Below are 18,374 nucleotides of genomic sequence, written 5' to 3' on the forward strand. Positions count from 1 at the left end.
ACCACGTGCGCCGCCCGGCCGACTCCGACACCCCGCTGATCGCTCAGCCGCTGTCGGCGCCCGACGGCACGGCCGGGGCGTCGCTGGCCCCGTTGGTGCGTGCCCCGTTGGTCGCGGACGCGTCCGAGGGCAGTTCGAAGGCCGCGGTCACCGAGCCCACCGCGGCCATCGCGGCGCTGCGTTGCGCCTCCATGCGCGCCAGCGCCGTCTCGGTGAACACCGACAACCCCAGATCCGGGTTGTAGCCGTGGATTTCCTTGACGTCGAGCTGGGCCAGGAAGTACACGATCTCCTTGGACACCACCTGACCGGGGACCAGCACCGGGAAGCCCGGCGGGTAGGGCACCACGAACGTGGTCGACACCAGGGTCTTGCCCTCGGCCAGCCGTCGCCCGGCCATGCCGATCAGCACGTGTTCGCGGTCGGACTCCTCGTATCCGGCGTAGAACGCCGAACGCATGTCGCCGAATTTGCACTCGTCGACGGGCTTGAACGCCATGTCGAATTCGCTGAAGTCGGGCAGATGCGGCAGGTCTTCGGTGATCTCCTCGACGTGACGCTCCTGCAGCGCTCGGTCGGCAACGCTGGCCGCCTTCTGGATGCGATCGAAATCGATTGCCACCCTTCGCAACACGTCGAGCAGGTAGTGCACGCTCGACCAGGTGACGCCGATCGTGAAGATCAACAGCACGCTGTTGATCGACGTCTTGTTGATCTGGATGCCGAATCGCTCCATCAGGATCTTCTCGCGGAAGTCGTAACCGTTCATCCCGGTCGCGCCGACGAACAGCGTCACCCGGGTGGCGTCGAGCACGAACTGGTCCGAGCGCCACGCCTCGTTCCACTCGGCCAGCGCCCCCTGCCTGACCTCGCGGTAGGAGCTCACCGAGGACTTTCGGAATTCCTCTGGTACCAAATCGGATTCGTCGAGAATGCGGAACCACTTGCTGATCAACCGGTCCTTGCGCACCCGATGCCGGAAGACCAGCGCCATGTCGTAGACCTGCCGGACCAGTTGGAAGCCCTCGATGTCGACCTGTCGGCGTGCCAGATCCAGCGACGCCAGCAGTTGCTGGTTGGGTGACGTCGAGGTGTGGGTCAAAAACGCCTCACCGAACGAATCGCGGGTGAGCGCGTTGAAATCCTGGTCGCGCACGTGGATCATCGACGCCTGCCGAAGCGCCGACAGCGATTTGTGCGTGGAATGCGTGGCGTAGACGCGGACCCGCGCGGTTTCCGGGTCGGGCATCAGCTCCCGCTCGATCCATTCCGACCGGTCGACGCCGTCCATGGTCGCGGCCCATTTCCGGTATTCCTCAAGGTATTCCGGTGAGGCCAGCATCTGTTCGAGGCGCTCGGCGGACACCATCGCGGTCCGCTGCCGGGCCCACGGCACCGCCGTGGCGAACGCGTACCACGCCTCGTCCCACAGGAAGCAGATGTCCGGCTTGATCGCCAGCACCTCCTGCATGACCTGCAGCGGGTTGTAGACGACGCCGTCGAAGGTGCAGTTGGTCAGCAGCAGCATGCGCACCCGGTGCAGCTGCCCGGCGGCTTCCAGGTCCAGCAGCGCCTGCTTGATGGTGTGCAGCGACACCGCGCCGTAGATCGCGAACTGCGGCAACGGATAGGCGTCCAGATACAGCGGGTAGGCGCCGGCCAGCACCAGCCCGTAGTGATGCGACTTGTGGCAGTTGCGGTCGATGAGCACGATGTCGCCGGGCCGGGTCAGCGACTGCACGACGATCTTGTTGGCCGTCGACGTGCCGTTGGTGACGAAGTAGGTGTGGTCGGCGTTCCACGTCTTGGCGGCCTTGTCCATCGCCTTTTTGATGTTGCCGTGCGGATCCAGCAGCGAGTCCAGCCCGCCGGAGGTGGTGGAGGTTTCGGCCATGAAGATGTTGCGGCCGTAGAACTCCCCCATGTCCTGCAGCGACCTGGAGTTGAAGATGCTGGCGCCCCGCGCGACCGGCAGGGCGTGGAATTGCCCGACCGGGGCGGCGGCATACGCCCGTAACGCGTCGAAAAACGGTGTGGCGTAACGGTTCCGCAGCCCGGCGAGCACCGTGCTGTGCAGGTCGGTGACGTCGTTGAGCCGGTAGAACGTGCGGTCGTAGACGTCGGGCTCGGTCCCGTCGCCGGCCGCGATCGACTCGTCGGTGAGCAGATACAGGTCGATGTGGGGCCGCAGCTCCCGGATCCACTCGCCGCACTCCACCCAGTAGTTGGCGCGGTCCGGGATGCCGTCTCCGGCGTCCTCGTTCGGGCCGAGCAGCGTGTTCATCAGCGGCAGCCGGTCACGGGACCGCAGCGGCAGGTCGTCGCGGATGATCGCGGCCTGGATCTCCCCGTTCAGCGCGACCGCGGTGATGGCGTCCTCCACGCTGGGCACCACCAGGATCTCGAACTGCACATCGTCGGACGGCGTGCGCAGCGCGCGCAGACACTCGGCCAGGCTGTCCGGCGCGGTGCTCGGGGCGTCGTCGGCGAGCAGCACGGTGTAGAAGTGCTGCTGTTTGGCCTGGGCCACCAGTTCCTGGTCATCGAGCGGCGCGGACGTATCGAAAAGCCCTGCGCGGTCGCCATATTCACTGAGCAACCGCACGGCCAGCGACACCTCTTCGGTGAGCCGCACGGTGGACAGGCTTTCCAGATGGGCGCGGAAGATCGCCAGGTTCGCCGCCCCGGGGTACAGCCAGTACCGCTCGTAGGCGGCGATGCGGTCCATCAGCCGTTTGACCCGGGCCACGTCGTGGGTCTTGTCCAGCCCGGCGAGGTCCACCTCGGCCAGGTGACGGCAGGCGTCGTCGAGCAGGTTCCAGGTGTCGACCCGCGCGTAGGACGGGTTGGCCACGGCCGCCAGTGCCGACACCCGGAGTCGTCGCGGCTGGGTGCTGTATCGAATCATGACCTCACCTGTTCTTCGTTCGCCGCCGCTGACGTGCCGCTCGTATTGTCAACCCGCCGCGACATGCCCGTGGTCATTTCACCTCAGCTTGATCAGTGATCCGCCTCGTCGTCACTTTCCACCACACGGCGATTACCCCGCGTGCTGTCCACCCAACGCAACACCGGCAACTCCCAGCGGCGGGCGGGCAATTCGGTGACGTCGGACAGCGAGCGCACCACGCCCTGCGTCAGCCCCATGATCGCGGCCATCACCGGCAGCAGCGGCTGCAGCGGCTTGGCCGCCGAGCGCACCGTGCTGATGCGCCGGGCCACGATCACCCGTTCGACGCAGTGATACAGCCAGGCGCCCACCCCCAGCGCGTAGATGGAGAGCACCGAGGCGACGATGGTCAGGCGATAGGCGGCGCAGATCACCGCGCCCAGCACCACCGTCGCGGCCAGCACGGCCGCCACGAGCAGGCGCAGCTCCAACCGGGTCATGGCTGCGGTCCGGGGTCCTCCGGGGTTAGGTCGGGACCCAGCGCGCCTCGGACCGCCTCGGCGGCGGCCCGGATCTGCGGCGTCACCAGCATGACGTGGCCCAGCACCCCGTTGACGAAGCCCGGCGAGTCGTCGGTGGACAACTCCTTGGCCAGCTGGACGGCCTCGTCGACGGCGACCGGCTCGGGCACGTCGTCGGCGTACAGCAGCTCCCACACCGCGACCCGCAGGATCGCGCGGTCCACGGCCGGCAGCCGGTCCAGCGTCCAGCCCTGCAGGTGCGAGCTGATCAGGTCGTCGATGTGCGCGGCGTGCTCACCGACGCCCCGGGCCGCCGCGGCCGTATACGGCTGCAGGGGCGCGACTTCGGGGTTCGTTTCGGCGAGCCCGGTGCGGACGTCGACGACCTCCGCCGGGCTCAGTCCGCGGGCCTCGGCTTCGAACAACAGGTCGACGGCGCGTTTGCGGGCCTGGTGGCGTCCCCTCACGGGTCTACTCACGCGTTGATGCGCCCCAAGTAGCTGCCGTCGCGGGTGTCCACCTTCAGCTTGTCGCCGGTGTTGATGAACAGCGGCACCTGGATCTCGGCGCCGGTCTCCACGGTGGCCGGCTTGGTGCCGGCGCTGGACCGGTCACCCTGCAGGCCGGGCTCGGTGTGGGTGACCTCCATCTCGACCGACACCGGCAGCTCGAGGTACAGCGGTGACCCGTTGTGGAACGCCACCTGCACCGGCAGGCCCTCCAGCAGGAACCGGGCGGCGTCCCCGACCAGCGACTCGGGCAGCGGGTGCTGCTCGTAGTCCTGGCTGTCCATGAACACGAAGTCGCTGCCGTCGCGGTACAGATAGGTGGCGTCGCGCCGGTCGACGGTGGCGGTCTCCACCTTGACCCCGGCGTTGTACGTCTTGTCGACGACCTTGCCGGAGAGCACGTTCTTCAGCTTGGTCCGCACGAACGCCGGGCCCTTGCCGGGTTTGACGTGCTGGAACTCGACGATCTGCCACAGCTGGCCGTCGATCACCAGCACCAGTCCGTTCTTGAAATCGGCAGTGCTTGCCACGGTTCGGTATATCTCCTCGGGATGGACAGTCGTCTGCGGACTGTGTGCGACTTGTCGGCTAGTTTAGAGCGCCGCGGGGCCGGGCCTCGCGGGCCGGGGTCGCGCGACGGCTACCCCAGGACGGCCAGCTCCTTGGGGAACTTGGTCAGCAATTCCGGTGATGTGCCGCCGGCCTCCTGCGGCACCACCAGGGTGTCCTCGATGCGCACCCCGCCGCGGCCGGGCAGGTAGACGCCGGGTTCCACGGTCACCACCGACTCGGCCAGCAACGTGCCGGTGGAGGTGGCGCCGATGCCCGGTGCCTCGTGGATCTGCAGGCCCACGCCGTGGCCCAGGCTGTGGCTGAACTGCTCGCCGTAACCGGCGTCGGCGATCACCCGACGGGCCGCGGCGTCCACCTCGCGCAGGTCGGCGCCGGCGTGCAGCGCCTCCCGGCCGGCCCGCTGCGAGTCGGCGACCAGCTGGTAGATCTCCAGCTGCCAGTCGGCGGCCTTGCCGAGCACGAAGGTGCGGGTCATGTCGGAGTGGTAGCCGCCGACCAGCGCGCCGAAGTCGATCTTCACGAAATCGCCGCTGGCCAGCACGGCATCGGTCGGGCGATGGTGCGGGATCGCCGAATTCGGCCCGGCGGCCACGATGGTCTCGAACGAGATCGCGTCGGCGCCGTGGTCGAGCATCAGGGCCTCCAGCTCGCGGCTCACCTCGCGTTCGGTCCGGCCCGGCCGCAGGCCGCCACGCGCCACCAGGTCGCTGAGCGCGGCGTCGGCCGCCTCGCAGGCCAGCCGCAGCAGCGCGACCTCGCCGGCGTCCTTGACCTCGCGCAGCGCTTCGACCGTGCCGGCGGCCTTGACCAGCTCGGTGGCCGCCTTGCGGTCGTCGAGCTTACGGGTCAGGGCGTCGAACCCGTCGACGGTGACCACATTGCTTTCGAAGCCCAGCTTCTGCGCGCCGGCCTCGGCGGCCTGCCCGACCAGGTAGCGCCCGAGGGCCCGTTCGATGGCGACCTCGAGGTCCGGCGCCTGCTCGGCGGCCTGCGTTCGGTAGCGCCCGTCGGTGGCCAGCACGGGGCCCCGACCGTTGGCGAACACCAGCAACGCGCCGTTGGATCCGGTGAAACCGGAAAGGTAACGGACGTTCACCAGGTCCGTGACCAGCAGCGCATCCAATCCGCTGGCCTCGAGTCGTGCTTTGAGCCTGTCTCGACGCTGTGAATGTGTCACAGGTCTTGACGGTACTCGCTACGCTTTTGGGCCATGAGTAACTGGATGCTGCGCGGATTGGTCTACGCCACGGCGATGGTCGTCGTCCGATTGTTCCAAGGTGCACTGATCAACGCGTGGCAGACGAACGCCGGGTTGTTCAGCGTGGTGCTGCTGGTGCTGTTCATCATCGGCGTGGCCGTGTGGGGGGTGCTCGACGGCCGGGCCGACGCCCGCGCCAACCCCGATCCGGACCGCCGCGGCGACCTGGCGATGACGTGGCTGCTGGCCGGCCTGCTGGCCGGTGTGCTCAGCGGCGCCGTGACCTGGCTGATCGCGCTCTTCTACAAGGGCCTGTACACCGGCGGGCTGCTCAACGAGCTCACCACCTTCGCCGCCTTCACCGCGCTGTGCGTCTTCCTGCCCGCCATCATCGGCGTGACCATCGGGCGCTGGCGGGTGGACCGCAATCCCCCGCCGCGGCGGCCGGGCGCCGACGACGAACGGGCCGACACCGACGTGTTCTCCGCGGTGCGCGGTGACGACGCCCCTACCGGCGAGATTCCCGCGCAGACGTCCAGCCACCAGACCGACGCGCGGACCGCGGCCGTCGCCACCGCCGAGCGCGAAGAGCCCACCGAATCGATCGGCAAAACCGAGCACGACCCCAAGACCGAAGTGATCCACCGCGGCGACGAGCACACCAAGCCGGGCACGGAGCACGGCAAGGGCTAGCTGTCGGCGCCGGGCTTTCCGGCCAGATAGCGCAGGGCGAGCAGATAGCCCTGTACCCCCAGCCCGACGATCACGCCGGTGGCGACCGGGCTCAGGTAGGAATGCCGCCGAAACTCCTCGCGGGCATGGACATTGGAGATGTGCACCTCGATCAGGGGTGCGCTCAGCTCGGCGCAGGCGTCGCGCAGGGCCACCGAGGTGTGGGTGAGCCCGCCGGCGTTGAGGATCACCGGTTCGCCCGCGTCGGCGGCCGAGTGGATCCAGTCCAGCAGCTCGGCTTCGTTATCGCTTTGCCGCACAACGGCTTTGAGGCCCAGGTCATCGGCCTCGCGCTCGATCAGCGCCGCCAGCTGATCGTGCGTCGTGTCGCCGTACACGTCGGGCTCGCGGCGCCCCAGCCGGCCCAGGTTCGGGCCGTTGATGACGTTCACAGTCGTGGTCACGAAGCCTCCTGCGCGAGTCCGGCATATGCCGCCGCCAACAGCGCCGGGTCGGGTCCGGCCAGCCGGCCCGGCTTGCCCAGCCCGTCGAGCACCACGAACCGCAGCACCCCGGCGCGCGACTTCTTATCTCCCGCCATGTATTCCAGCAGCTGCGGCAGCGCGTCGGCGTCGTAGCTGACCGGCAGGCCGAGCGCGGACAGGATGGTGCGGTGGCGCTGCGCGGTGGCGTCGTCGAGCCGGCCGGCCAGCCGGGCCAGCTCGGCGGCGAAGACCAGACCCACCGACACCGCGGCGCCGTGGCGCCACTGGTAGCGCTCCCGGCGCTCGATGGCGTGGCCCAATGTGTGCCCGTAGTTGAGGATTTCGCGCAGCTCCGACTCTTTCTCGTCGGCGGCCACCACCTCCGCCTTGACGGCGATCGCGCGGCGGATCAGTTCCGCCAGCACGTCACCCGACGGGTCGACGGCGGCCTGCGGATCGGCCTCGATGAGGTCGAGGATCACCGGATCGGCGATGAATCCCGCCTTGACGATTTCGGCCATCCCGGCCACAAGTTCGTTGGGCGGCAACGTCTGCAGCGTCGCGAGGTCGACCAGGACCGCGTGGGGCTGATGGAACGACCCGACCAGGTTCTTGCCCGCGTCGGTGTTGATCCCCGTCTTGCCGCCGACGGCCGCATCGACCATGCCGAGCAGCGTGGTGGGCACGTGCACGATGTCGACGCCGCGCAGCCAGGTGGCCGCCGCGAACCCCGCGACGTCGGTGGCCGCGCCGCCGCCGAGACTGACCAACGCGTCCTTGCGCCCGATCCCGATGCGGCCCAGCACTTCCCACAAGAAGCCCACGACCGGAAGGTCTTTGCCGTCTTCGGCGTCCGGGATCTCGATGCGGTGCGCGTCAACACCCTTGTCCGCCAACCGGCCTCGGATCACCTCGGCGGTCTCGGCCAGCACCGGCTGATGCACGATGGCCACCTTGTGCCGGTTGCAGAGGAGTTCGTCCAGCTCGCCCAGCAGGCCGGTACCGATGATCACCGGGTACGGCGGGTCGACGGCCACCTCGATGGTGACGGGCTCACCCGAGCGGGTCATGTCGCGGCCCCCGCGGGAGCCTGCAACCGCGAGACGATGTAGCGCACCACCGCGCCGGGGTTGCGCCGGTTGGTGTCGACGCGGATGGTCGCGGCCCGCCGGTACAGCGGGCTGCGCTCGGCCAGCAGCGCGCGGTACTTGTCGGCGCGATCGGGCCCGGCCAGCAGCGGACGCACGGCGTTGCCGCCGGTGCGCCGCACGCCTTCGGTGGCGCTGATCTCCAGGTAGATGACGGTGTGACCGGCCAGCGCCGCCCGCACCCCCGGGGTGGTGACGGCGCCGCCCCCCAGGGACACCACGCCGTCGTGATCGGCCAGCGCGGCGCGCACCACTTCCTCCTCGATGCGGCGGAATTCCGGCTCGCCGTCGGTGGCGAAGATGTCGGCGATGCGCCGCCCGGTCCGCTGCTCGATGGCCACATCGGTGTCCAGGAAGTCGACCCCGAGGGCCTTGGCCAGCCGCCGGCCGATGGTGGACTTGCCCGATCCCGGCAGACCGATCAGAACAGCCCTGGGCGCCATTACGCGGTACCCCGGGCGGCCGGCGACTCCCGCTCGGCGACCGCCCGCCGGTAGGACTCGACGTTGCGGCGGGTTTCGGCCAGCGAGTCGCCGCCGAACTTCTGCAGCGCCGCGCGGGCCAGCACCAGCGCCACCATGGCCTCGACCACCACGCCGGCGGCCGGCACCGCGCAGACGTCCGAGCGCTGGTGGATCGCGACGGCCTCGTCGCCGGTCGCCATGTCGACGGTGGCCAACGCCCGCGGCACCGTGGAGATGGGCTTCATCGCGGCGCGCACCCGCAGGGGCTGGCCGTTGGTCATGCCGCCCTCCAGGCCACCCGCCCGGTTGGTCGAGCGGACCACCCCGTCTGGGCCCGGATACATCTCGTCGTGGGCTCGGCTGCCGCGGCGGCGCGCCGTCTCGAAGCCGTCGCCGATCTCGACGCCCTTGATCGCCTGGATGCCCATCACGGCGGCGGCGAGCTGGCTGTCGAGGCGGTTGTCGCCGCTGGTGAACGAGCCCAGCCCGATGGGCAGGCCCAGGACCACCACCTCGACCACCCCGCCGAGCGTGTCGCCGTCCTTCTTGGCGGCCTCGATCTCGGCGATCATCGCCTCCTCGGCCGCCTTGTCGAAGGCGCGCACCGGGCTGGCGTCGATCGCGGGCAGGTCGCCCGGGCCGGGCGGCGGGCCCTGGTAGGGCGCCGACGGGCCGATCGCGATGACGTGCGAGAGCACCTCGACGCCCAGCGCCTGGCGCAGGAACGCGCGGGCGATGGTGGCCGCCGCGACGCGGGCCGCCGTCTCGCGGGCGCTGGCCCGTTCCAGCACCGGCCGGGCGTCGTCGAAGCCGTACTTGAGCATGCCCGCGTAGTCGGCGTGGCCGGGCCGCGGCCGGGTGAGCGGCGCGTTGCGCGCGCTGTCGGCCAGCTCGCTCGGGTCGACCGGGTCGGCGGCCATCACGGTCTCCCACTTCGGCCATTCGGTATTGCCGATCTCGACGGCGATGGGCCCGCCGAGGGTGACACCGTGACGCACCCCGGACAGCACGCTCACCGCGTCCCGCTCGAACGCCATCCGGGCGCCGCGGCCGTAACCGAGGCGGCGGCGGGCCAGCTGTTCGGAAATGTCGAGGGAGGTGATCTCCACACCGGCGACCATGCCTTCGAGCACGGCCACCAGCGCGCGGCCGTGCGACTCCCCAGCAGTGATCCAACGCAACACGGATCCCATTGTCCCATGTCGACTTCCGAAAAGCCGATTCGCGCAGCCCGCGGCGGTGCCGGCCGCTATCCGGAGGCGGACAGCGCCAGATGCGCCAGCCGCCGCCCCGGTGTGGCGTCCAGGAGCGCGCGGGTGTAGTCCGCCGCCGGCGCCGCGAACACCGCCGCGGTGGCGCCGCTTTCCACCACCCGCCCGGCCCGCAGCACCACGACGCGGTGGGACACGCGCCGGACGACCGACAGATCGTGGGAGATGAACAGGTAGGTCAGGCCCAGCTCTTCCTGCAGCCGCAGCAGCAGGCCGATGATCTGTTCCTGCGTCACGACGTCCAGCGCCGACAGCGGTTCGTCGAGCAGCACGATCTGCGGTCGCACCACCAGCGCGCGGGCGATCGCGACGCGCTGGCATTCGCCGCCGGACAGCTCGGCGGGCCGCCGGTCGAGCTTGTCCGGGGTCAGGCCGACGCCGGTCACCGCCTCCGAGACGCGCAGGGCCCGCTCCCCCTTGTCGCCTATCCCGTAGGAGCGCAGCGGGCTTTCCAGGATCTGGCGGACGGTCCAGCGCGGGTCGAGCGCCGAACCGGGGTTCTGATACACGAACTGGATGTCTTGCCAGTGCTCGCGCCGGCCCCGCGCCGACAGCGAGGCGATGTCGCGGCCCAGCACGGCCACCGTTCCCCGGCTGGGCTTGAGCAGGCCGACGATCATCTTCGCCGTGGTCGACTTCCCCGACCCGGACTCCCCCACCAGGGCCAGCGTCTCGCCGCGCCTGACCGCGAAGGTCAGGTCGGCCACCGCGGTGTGTTCGCCCCGGGCGCCGATCCGGAACTCCTTGGCGACACCCGCGACCTCGATGACCTCCTCGGCATCGATGTGACCGGCGGCCGGCGCCTGGGCACCGAGCCGGCGGATCAGGTGCGCGGCGTACTCGGTGCGCGGCGCCGCGACGATCGCGTCGGCCGCGGCGTCTTCCACGACCGCGCCGTCGCGCATCACCACGATGCGCGACGCGTGATCGGTGGCCACGCCGATGTCGTGGGTGATGAAGACGACGGTGGTGCCGTGCTCGGCGACGAGCCGGTCGAACACGGCCAGAACGTGACGCTGGACGGTCACGTCGAGGGCGGAGGTCGGCTCGTCGGCGATCAACAGGTCGGGACCGAGACCGAACGCGATCGCCAGCAGCACGCGCTGGCGCATGCCCCCGGAGAGCTCACCGGGATACTGCTTGAGTCGCTGCTCGGGGCGGTCGATTTCAACCCGGTCCAACAGGTCGATGCAGCGCTGACGGACCTGGCGCCGGGACAGCTTCTCCTTCTTCAGGGCGAAGACCTCGGCGATCTGAGACCCGATGGTCCGCACCGGGTTCAGCGACGTGGCCGGATCCTGCGGCACCAACCCGACGGCGCTGCCACGCAGCCCGCACCACTGGCGCTCACTCAGGCCGAGCGCGTCGCGGCCACCGATGGCCAGCGACCCCGCGGTGATGGTCGCCGCCGGGGGCAGCAATCCGAGCACCGCGTTCGCCAAAGTGGTTTTGCCCGAACCGGATTCGCCAACCACGGCGACGAATTCGCGCCGGGACACCGCCAGGTCGAGGTGGTCGAGGGCCACCTTGGGCACCTCACCCGGGTAGGTCACGGTGAGGCCGGACACGTCGAGCAGCGGTGGGGACACGGTGCGTCTCCTTGCGTTCAGATCCGGTTGGACGTCAGCGCCCGGCGGCTCACCACACCGAGCGCCAGGATCACCAGCAGAACGACGGCGCCGGGCAACGTGGTGAGCCACCACGCGGTCGCCAAGTAGCGGCGGCCCTCGGCGATGAGCAGCCCCCACTCCGGGGTCGGCGGCGGGGCGCTGTAGCCCAGGTAACCCAACGCCGAGATCAACAGGATCGCGCTGCTCAGATCGATGACGGTCAGGGCGATCACGACCCCGGCCGCGTTGGGCACGATGTGCCGGCGGATCACCGACCACCGGGTCTCCCCGGACAAGAAGGCGGCCTCGACATAGTCCAGCGCCCGGACGCGAAGCACTTCGGCGCGAAACACCCGGGCGAAGATCGCGATCGAACCGATGCCGACACCGATGCCGACCGACAGCGGGCCCGGGCCGTAGGCGGTGACGATCCACACCGACACCAGAAAACCCGGCAGCGCCAGCAGCACATCGGCGAATCGCATGCCGAGCGCGTCGACGGCGGGGCCGGACACGCCGGCCAGGATGCCGACGACGCTGCCGATCAGCAGTCCCACCGCCACCGCCAACCCGGCCGTCGCGATGGTGTGCGAAGTCCCGTAGATGACCCGGGTCAGCACGTCGCGGCCGAGGTGGTCGGTGCCGAACCAATGCACCGAGCTGGGCGGCTGGAACTTGTCGACGGGCTTGCCCTTCACCGGGTTTCGCTCGGTGAACAGCCCGGGGGCGACCGCCCATGCGGCGACGAGGATCAGCAGCGCCGCGGACAGCCGCACCGACCAGGACGCTGAACGCCGCGCGCGGCGGGCCGGCGCCGCGACCGCGCTCATCCGAACCTGCCCAGCCGGGTGGTGAATCCGCGGCGCTGCGACTTGGTGACGCGCGGGTCCAGCAGCGGGTAGATCAAGTCGACCACGAGGTTGGCCGCCACGATGACCACCGCGGTCAGCAAGACCAGACCCTGAATGAGCGAGATGTCCTGGTTGGAAACCGCCTGCAGCAGTACGGCTCCCAAGCCGGAACGGGAGAACACGGTTTCGGTGACCACCGATCCGCCCAGCAGCGCACCCACCGTCGTCGCGGTCACCGTCAGCGCCGGCGCGGCGGCGTTCTTCAGCACGTGCCTGCGGATCACCCACCCCGGCGTGCCGCCCTTGGCGCGCGCGGTGTTGACGTGCGGAAGCGCCAGGGTGGCATCGATGTTCTTGCCCAGCACCTGCGCGATCGGTGCCGAGATGGGCACGGCGAGCACCAGCGCCGCGACCAGCAGCGAGGTCACGGATCCGTCCGGAAACAACGAGATCAGCCCGAGTTGCACCGAAAAGACTTGCAGCACCACCAATCCCAGCCAGAACGTCGGGACGGCGCCGAACAGCGGCGGGATCGCGCGCACCACCGACTTCACGGGCGCGCAGGTGGTCGCCAGCGCCGTGATCGCCGCGGCGAACAGCAGCGCGAACGCGGTCGCCGTGGCCGCCAACTTCAGCGTCTCGCCGATCACCCCGCCGATGCGGTCGGTGACGGACTGACCGCTGGACAGTGAGAAGCCGAAATGCCCGTGCAGCACCTGGTTCAGCTGGGAGAAGTACTGCACCCACAACGGCCGGTCATAGCCGTAGAACGCCCTGACCTGGATGACGATGTCGGGGTTGAAATAGCCCTCGCCTTTGGCCACGAAGATCGCCGCGGGATCGGTCGGCAGGATGCTGACCCCCCAGAAGACGACGGTGAAGGCCACCAGCAGCACGATCGCCGACTGGCCGACGCGGGTGAGGATGTAGGTGACCACCGCGTCAGGCCTTCCACGCGCTCTGCAGCAACGGCTCGGTGTAGCGGGTGAACTCGACGTGGACGTTCGGCGCGGCGGCATGAACCTGCACCTCGTCCCAGAGCACCAACGCCAACTGGTCGTCGATGATCTTGCGCTGTTCGCGAGCGACGATGGCTTTGAGCCGGGCGGGGTCGGTCTCTTTGAGTTCTTCCTCCGACAACGCCAACAGATCGTCGTTCTTGGCGAATGTCAGGTTGCTTTTCGCGCGGCCGAACAGCAGGCCCAGGCCGATGTTGTACTGGATTCGGGTGCCGAACAACGGAGTCGACTGTTGGCTGCTGGAGGCGTTGAAGAACGTCGTATCGCCGGCCCGGTTCTGCAGGACGACGCCCAGTTCCCGCCACTGCGATTCGATGAACTCGAACGCCGGGCGAAACACCACGCTCTGGTTGGACGCCGCCAGCGTCAGATTGAGCTTCTTGCCGTCCTTTTCGCGCACCCCGTCGCCGCCGATTCTCCACCCGGCCGCATCGAGCAGGTTGGCCGCCTGCTGCGGCCGGTATCCGATGTCGGCGCTGACGTTGGCGAACAAGGGGTCGTCGTGGCCCAGGACGGAATCGCTGGCCCGATAGCTGTCGGACAGCACGGTATCCACCACCGCTTGGCGGTCGATGCCCAGTTGCAGCGCCCGGCGCACCCGCACGTCGTTGACGACCTGGTTGTTGATCCGAAAGCCCACCAGGTTCGCGGTCTCGGCGGGCGCCGCGACCGAGATCACCTGCAGGCCACCCTGTTTGAGTGCGGGTTCGTCGGTGGGCTGGATTCCGCGCGCCACGTCCACCTGATGCGACTGGACCGCACCCGCGCGCAGGCCCGGTTCGGCGATAACCCGGAAAACCACCTTGTCGAGATAGGCGGCCCCCGGGTTCGACCACGACGACGGCGCCCACGCGTAGTCCGGGCGTTTCTTGAGCACCACCTGTTGGTCGGGAATCTGCGATTGGTAGACGAACGGGCCTGAGCCGACGACGTTTTCGATCTTGGCCTGACGCTGGTAGTCGAGGGCCAGCGTCGACGGCGCGCGGATCCCGGCGCGGCTGTAGGACAAGACCTTGTAGAAGTTCGTGTTGGGGCGGTTGAGGAACACGGTGACGACGTTTCCGCTGACCTCGCTGCGGTCGTAGCCGACGAAGTCGGCGAAGGCCGGCATCTTCTTGCCCGGGTCGCCCTTGCCGAGCTGGTCGAAGTTCGCCTTCACCACCTCGGCGGTCAGCGGTGTCCGGTCGCTGAACGTCACTCCGTTGCGGATCGTGAAGGTGTACCGGGTGGCGTTCTGGTTGCGGGAGAAGGTTTTCGCCAGCCATCCATGTACCGCGTCGGTCTTCGGGTCTACGTACACCACCCGGTCGAGCACCTGGAACATCAGGTTGTTCGCGCTGTAGTTGGCCGCCATGGTGTCGGTGACGAACTGGACATCGGAGTAGGTCAACGTGCCACCGTGCACCGGCGCCCCGGTGGGCCCCGCGCTGGGAGCGTGCCGGTGGCTCGAGCACCCCGCCGCCACGACCGAGAGGACGGCGCCCAGCACCACCGCGCGCGTCGCTGCCTTCGACATTCGGGCGCGTTTAGAAGAAACTGGTGTCGGGCAGCGCCGCGCCGTTGACGGCGACGTCGCCCAGCACCCGCGCCTTGTAGATGGTCGGGTTGTGCGAGAACAGGGTTCGCAGGTTTCGCCAGTGCCGGTCCAGCAGCGCCGAGGCCTGGATGGCCGACGCGCCCCCGGCGTCGAAGACGCGCGACGCCGCCCGCAGGGCGGGCTCCTGGATCGCGACCTTGACCCTCGCGGCGGCGATCGACGCCGCGGCTTCCAACTCGGGATCGATCCCGGTGTCGCGCGCGGCCTCCAGCGCGGGCGCGAGATCGGCCGCCGCGCTGCGCACCAGAGCGTGCGCGCCGTAGGCCACGGCGTCGATCTCCCCGACGATCTGCAGCAACTGCGGGTCGGCGGTCGGAGTGTCGGTGCTGGCGAAGGTGTAGGTGCGGCGCCGGCCGCGCACCAGGGCCGCGGCATCCGCCGTCAGGCTGCGCAGGATTCCGGCGGCCACCGCGTGCAGGTACAGCTGCACCAGCGCACCTCGGGCGCGGTTCACCCCGATGGTGGCGCCCAGCGGGAAGACTTCGTCGGCCGCGACCGCGACGTCGTTGAACACCGTTGTGCCGCTTCCGGTTTGACGCTGACCGATGCCGTCCCAATCGTCGAGGTGCTCGACGCCGGCCCGGTCCACCGGAATCACCACGGCGGTCGGGGCGCCGTCGTCGTCCTGCGCGGTGATCCGCAGGTAGTCGGAGAACTGCGCGCCGGTGCTGTAGAACTTCCTGCCGCGCAACCGCAACCCGTCCTCGGTGGCCACCAGCCGCGTGTCGCGGTTGTTGCCGCCGACGGACTTCTGGCTCTGCTCGGCGTTGGCGCCCCCGATCAGCCCGCCCTCGGCGACCACCGCGATCCAGCGGTCGCTGCCGGGGCGCCGCGGCTTGACCTGCAGCTCCTCGACCAGCGCGTAATGGATCCGCAAAATGTGCGCCAGGTCAGGGTCGGCGGCGGCCAGCGCGACGAGATAGTCGAAGAACTCCGGCGCCGTGAAGCCGGCACCGCCGAGTTCGCGGGCCAACCGCACCGCGCCCAGCCGATGGTCGCGAACAAGCTTGAGCCCACGCAGCGGCGGTTCCGTCGCACCGTCGGCCAACCGCAGACGATAGTCGGCGGCGATCTCGGCGAGTACGTCGCCGATCGCCGCGGGGTCTGCGGGTGTGTCGTGCCGGTGAACTCCAACGGGCATGTGTGACAAAGCCTTCCGGATGCGTCCGTGCCGCGGCGATTCACGGCAACCAGCCCCAGAACCTATGCGCCGCCGGCCGATGCCGACAACGGTTTATAGCGTCACAATTTTTAAGCGGAATGGCGCGTGGTCAGCCATCTTCGGGTCGGCGCCGCGCGCGGCGGTTGCATCGCGCGTGCGCCGACGTAACGTCGTGACTCATGCCTGCCACGCTGTCCGTCGGGATCGAGGTCGCCGGCGATGGGACCGGCGGCCAGTCGCCGGCGTGCGGCGTCGCCGGGCTGGCACATCGCCTGGAATCCGCCGGTGTGCACTACTGGGTGATCGGCGCCGACCGCTCCGAACCGTCCGACGCCGTCGCCCTGGACGCCTCGCTGGTCGCCACCGTCGCGGCCCGGCACAGCACCACGCTGGGCCTGGTGGTGGCCGCGTCCGTGCATCGCGACCACCCCTATAACCTGGCCCGCCGGCTGCTGTCGGTCGAGCATGCGGCGCCCGGGCGCGTCGGCTGGTTCGCCCTCGATGCCGACCGGCGCATCGGGCTTGACGCCGTCGCCGACACCTGGACCGGCGCCGCCCTCGGCCCGGCGCACACCGCGGCGGCGATCGAGGCGGTGCGGACGCTGTGGCGCACGTGGCCGTATGCGTCGGTGGTGGGCGACCGCGCGACCGGCGTTTTCGCCGACACCGCACAGATTCGGCGCGCCGACGTGCACGGCGCCTATCGCATCACCGGGCCGCTCAACGTGCCCGGTTCGCCGCACGGCGACCCGCCGGTGTGGCAGCGGGGCGGTGTCGCCACCGCGAACGCCGACGTGGTCGTCGTCGAGGACGGCGACCCGGCCCCGGATGGCGCGGTCGTCCGGGTGCGGTCGGTCGGCCATGCGGCGCTGGATCGGGTGGCGGCCACGCCGGGCGCGCGCGGCGTGCTGCTGCGGGTCACCCCTGACTCCCTGCCGGCGGTGCTCGACGATGTGGTCGCCGCGGCGCAACGCCGCGGCGTGCTGGCCACGCCCGGCGCCGGCACGCCGCGACAACGGCTCCGGCTTTCCGAACCCGCCGGCCCCGACCTGTCGGCACATCGCCGCGCCTTCGACGGCGCCCCGAATGCGGGAGCCCGCCTGTGAGCGGCCACCAGCGCCGGCTGACGCTCAATGTCAACGTGTTGAACCTGGGCATTCACACCGCATCGTGGCGGCGATCGGCCGAGGCGCCCACCGCGTTCACCGACCCCGGCTACTACGTGCGGATGGCCGAGATCGCCGAGCGCGGAACGCTGGACGCGCTGTTCCTGGCCGACGGACCCGCGTTGCGCGATCACCCCGCCCTGCGCCCGTCGCAGGCCCTGGAGCCGAGCGTGATCCTGGCCGCCATTGCGGCGGAGACGGAGCATCTCGGACTCATTGGGACGTTGTCCTCGACGTTCAACGACCCGGTGGAGCTGGCGCACCGGTTGCTCAGCCTCGATCACCTCAGCGGGGGGCGGCTCGGCTGGAATGTCGTCACCACCTATTCCGAGGCGGCCGGCGGCAACTTCGGCCTCGCCGACCTTCCCGACCGGCAAACCCGATACCGGCGCGCCGCGGAGTTCGTCGACGTGGTGCTGGCCCTGTGGCGCGACGCCGCGGCCGGTGCGGGCGGCATCGACCACCGGGGCGAATTCTTCAGCGTCACCGGCTCGTTGCCGCAGGGCCCGTCCCCGCAACGGCATCCGCTGCTGGTGCAGGCCGGCGGCTCGCCGCAGGGCCGCGACCTGGCCGGGCGCGTCGCGGACGCGGTGTTCAGCGCGGAACTCGACCTGGAGGCCGGCATCGAGCACTACCGCTACGTCAAGGACGTCGCCGCCGCGCACGGCCGCGGCCCCGACGCGGTGCGCATCCTGCCCGGACTCATCACCACCATCGGCAGCAGCCGCGCCGAAGCCCAGCGGCGCTACGACGAGCAGAACGCGCTGCTGCCCGCCGGCCACGACGTCGAGCGGCTGTCACAGACCCTCGGGGCGGACCTGTCGGGACTTCCGCCGGACGAACCGATTCCCGCGCGGCTGCTGGGGGCGGTGCCGGATCCGTCGAAGTTCGTTGGCTCGCTGGGCTTTCGGGAATCGGTGGTGCGCCTGGTGACCAGCCGCGGGCTGACGCTGCGGCAGACCCTGCGCGAGTTCAGCGGCTCGGGCCACCGGGTTATCGTGGGAACGCCGGTCGACGTGGCCGACACCATCGAGCGGTGGTTCTGCGCCGGTGCCGCCGACGGCTTCAACCTGATGCCCGACGTCTTCCCCGACGGTCTGGAGGTCTTCGTCGACGAGGTGGTGCCGATTCTGCGGTCCCGCGGCCTTTTCCGCACCTCGTACACGGACAAGACGCTGCGCGAACGGCTCACCGGCGACCGACACGTCGCCGCGGCGTGAACCCAGGAAAGAAGGTGC

Annotated in this window: 17 protein-coding genes; 3 read left to right on the top strand and 14 right to left on the bottom strand. The window is 69.9% G+C overall.

Translation table 11 applies throughout. The annotated features are described in order from the left end of the window. Nucleotides 1-43: 43 nt before the first annotated feature. From A5624_RS06625 to A5624_RS06645, 5 genes are all read right to left on the bottom strand, one after another. Nucleotides 44-2,908: an aminotransferase class I/II-fold pyridoxal phosphate-dependent enzyme gene (locus A5624_RS06625; protein ID WP_066863449.1), complete on the bottom strand. Its 2,865-nt coding sequence runs from the start codon at nt 2,906-2,908 to the stop codon at nt 44-46. 92 nt (nt 2,909-3,000) lie between these two features. Further along, nucleotides 3,001-3,390: an antitermination protein NusB gene (locus A5624_RS06630; protein ID WP_066863453.1), complete on the bottom strand. Its 390-nt coding sequence runs from the start codon at nt 3,388-3,390 to the stop codon at nt 3,001-3,003. Then, nucleotides 3,387-3,890 (bottom strand): transcription antitermination factor NusB, encoded by a 504-nt coding sequence (nusB, locus tag A5624_RS06635; protein ID WP_066863456.1) that lies wholly within the window; start codon nt 3,888-3,890, stop codon nt 3,387-3,389. Before nusB ends, A5624_RS06630 begins: the two co-directional genes overlap by 4 nt. Beyond that, nucleotides 3,887-4,450: an elongation factor P gene (gene efp / locus A5624_RS06640; RefSeq protein WP_066863465.1), complete on the bottom strand. Its 564-nt coding sequence runs from the start codon at nt 4,448-4,450 to the stop codon at nt 3,887-3,889. Before efp ends, nusB begins: the two co-directional genes overlap by 4 nt. 110 nt (nt 4,451-4,560) lie before the next feature. Beyond that, nucleotides 4,561-5,670, bottom strand: a complete 1,110-nt coding sequence (locus A5624_RS06645; protein WP_066863468.1) for a Xaa-Pro peptidase family protein — start codon at nt 5,668-5,670, stop codon at nt 4,561-4,563. 33 nt (nt 5,671-5,703) lie between these two features. Here A5624_RS06645 and A5624_RS06650 point away from each other — a divergent pair, with 33 nt between their 5' ends. Continuing rightward, nucleotides 5,704-6,384, top strand: coding sequence for a B-4DMT family transporter (locus tag A5624_RS06650; protein ID WP_066863471.1), 681 nt, complete (start codon nt 5,704-5,706; stop codon nt 6,382-6,384). Here the strand turns inward: A5624_RS06650 and aroQ are convergent. The 9 genes from aroQ to A5624_RS06695 form a co-directional block, all read right to left on the bottom strand. Next, the gene (gene aroQ, locus A5624_RS06655; RefSeq protein WP_066863476.1) at nt 6,381-6,827 is read right to left on the bottom strand and encodes a type II 3-dehydroquinate dehydratase; all 447 of its coding nucleotides are present in this window, start codon (nt 6,825-6,827) and stop codon (nt 6,381-6,383) included. The genes A5624_RS06650 and aroQ overlap by 4 nt on opposite strands. Continuing rightward, nucleotides 6,824-7,918: a 3-dehydroquinate synthase gene (aroB, locus tag A5624_RS06660; RefSeq protein WP_066863478.1), complete on the bottom strand. Its 1,095-nt coding sequence runs from the start codon at nt 7,916-7,918 to the stop codon at nt 6,824-6,826. The genes aroQ and aroB overlap by 4 nt, the downstream gene beginning before the upstream one ends. Continuing rightward, entirely contained in the window at nt 7,915-8,439 is a 525-nt protein-coding gene (locus A5624_RS06665; protein WP_066863481.1) for a shikimate kinase, read from the bottom strand. The genes aroB and A5624_RS06665 overlap by 4 nt, the downstream gene beginning before the upstream one ends. Beyond that, nucleotides 8,439-9,644 carry a chorismate synthase gene (aroC, locus tag A5624_RS06670; RefSeq protein WP_066863568.1) on the bottom strand — a complete coding sequence of 402 codons (1,206 nt, stop codon included), beginning with the start codon at nt 9,642-9,644 and terminating at the stop codon, nt 8,439-8,441. Before aroC ends, A5624_RS06665 begins: the two co-directional genes overlap by 1 nt. 65 nt (nt 9,645-9,709) lie before the next feature. Continuing rightward, nucleotides 9,710-11,320 carry an ABC transporter ATP-binding protein gene (gene nikE / locus A5624_RS06675; RefSeq protein ID WP_066863484.1) on the bottom strand — a complete coding sequence of 537 codons (1,611 nt, stop codon included), beginning with the start codon at nt 11,318-11,320 and terminating at the stop codon, nt 9,710-9,712. Between the two features lie 17 nt (nt 11,321-11,337). Further along, nucleotides 11,338-12,171, bottom strand: a complete 834-nt coding sequence (locus A5624_RS06680) for an ABC transporter permease (protein ID WP_066863487.1) — start codon at nt 12,169-12,171, stop codon at nt 11,338-11,340. After that, on the bottom strand, nt 12,168-13,130 hold the full coding sequence (locus A5624_RS06685) for an ABC transporter permease (protein ID WP_066863490.1): 963 nt from the start codon (nt 13,128-13,130) through the stop codon (nt 12,168-12,170). Before A5624_RS06685 ends, A5624_RS06680 begins: the two co-directional genes overlap by 4 nt. Nucleotides 13,131-13,134: 4 nt before the next feature. Next, a complete protein-coding gene (locus A5624_RS06690; protein WP_066863493.1) occupies nt 13,135-14,727 on the bottom strand; it encodes an ABC transporter substrate-binding protein in 1,593 nt (530 codons plus the stop codon). A gap of 10 nt (nt 14,728-14,737) precedes the next feature. Further along, entirely contained in the window at nt 14,738-15,949 is a 1,212-nt protein-coding gene (locus A5624_RS06695) for an acyl-CoA dehydrogenase (protein ID WP_066863496.1), read from the bottom strand. A 200-nt stretch (nt 15,950-16,149) separates the two neighbouring features. Here A5624_RS06695 and A5624_RS06700 point away from each other — a divergent pair, with 200 nt between their 5' ends. Next, complete coding sequence (locus tag A5624_RS06700) at nt 16,150-17,076, top strand: luciferase (protein WP_066863501.1); 927 nt, start codon at nt 16,150-16,152, stop codon at nt 17,074-17,076. A gap of 35 nt (nt 17,077-17,111) precedes the next feature. Continuing rightward, nucleotides 17,112-18,356 (top strand): NtaA/DmoA family FMN-dependent monooxygenase, encoded by a 1,245-nt coding sequence (locus tag A5624_RS06705; protein ID WP_066863571.1) that lies wholly within the window; start codon nt 17,112-17,114, stop codon nt 18,354-18,356. Nucleotides 18,357-18,374 lie beyond the last annotated feature (18 nt).

The sequence above is a fragment of the Mycobacterium sp. 1482292.6 genome, from assembly GCF_001672995.1.
In the GTDB taxonomy this organism is placed as follows: Bacteria; Actinomycetota; Actinomycetes; order Mycobacteriales; family Mycobacteriaceae; genus Mycobacterium; species Mycobacterium europaeum_A.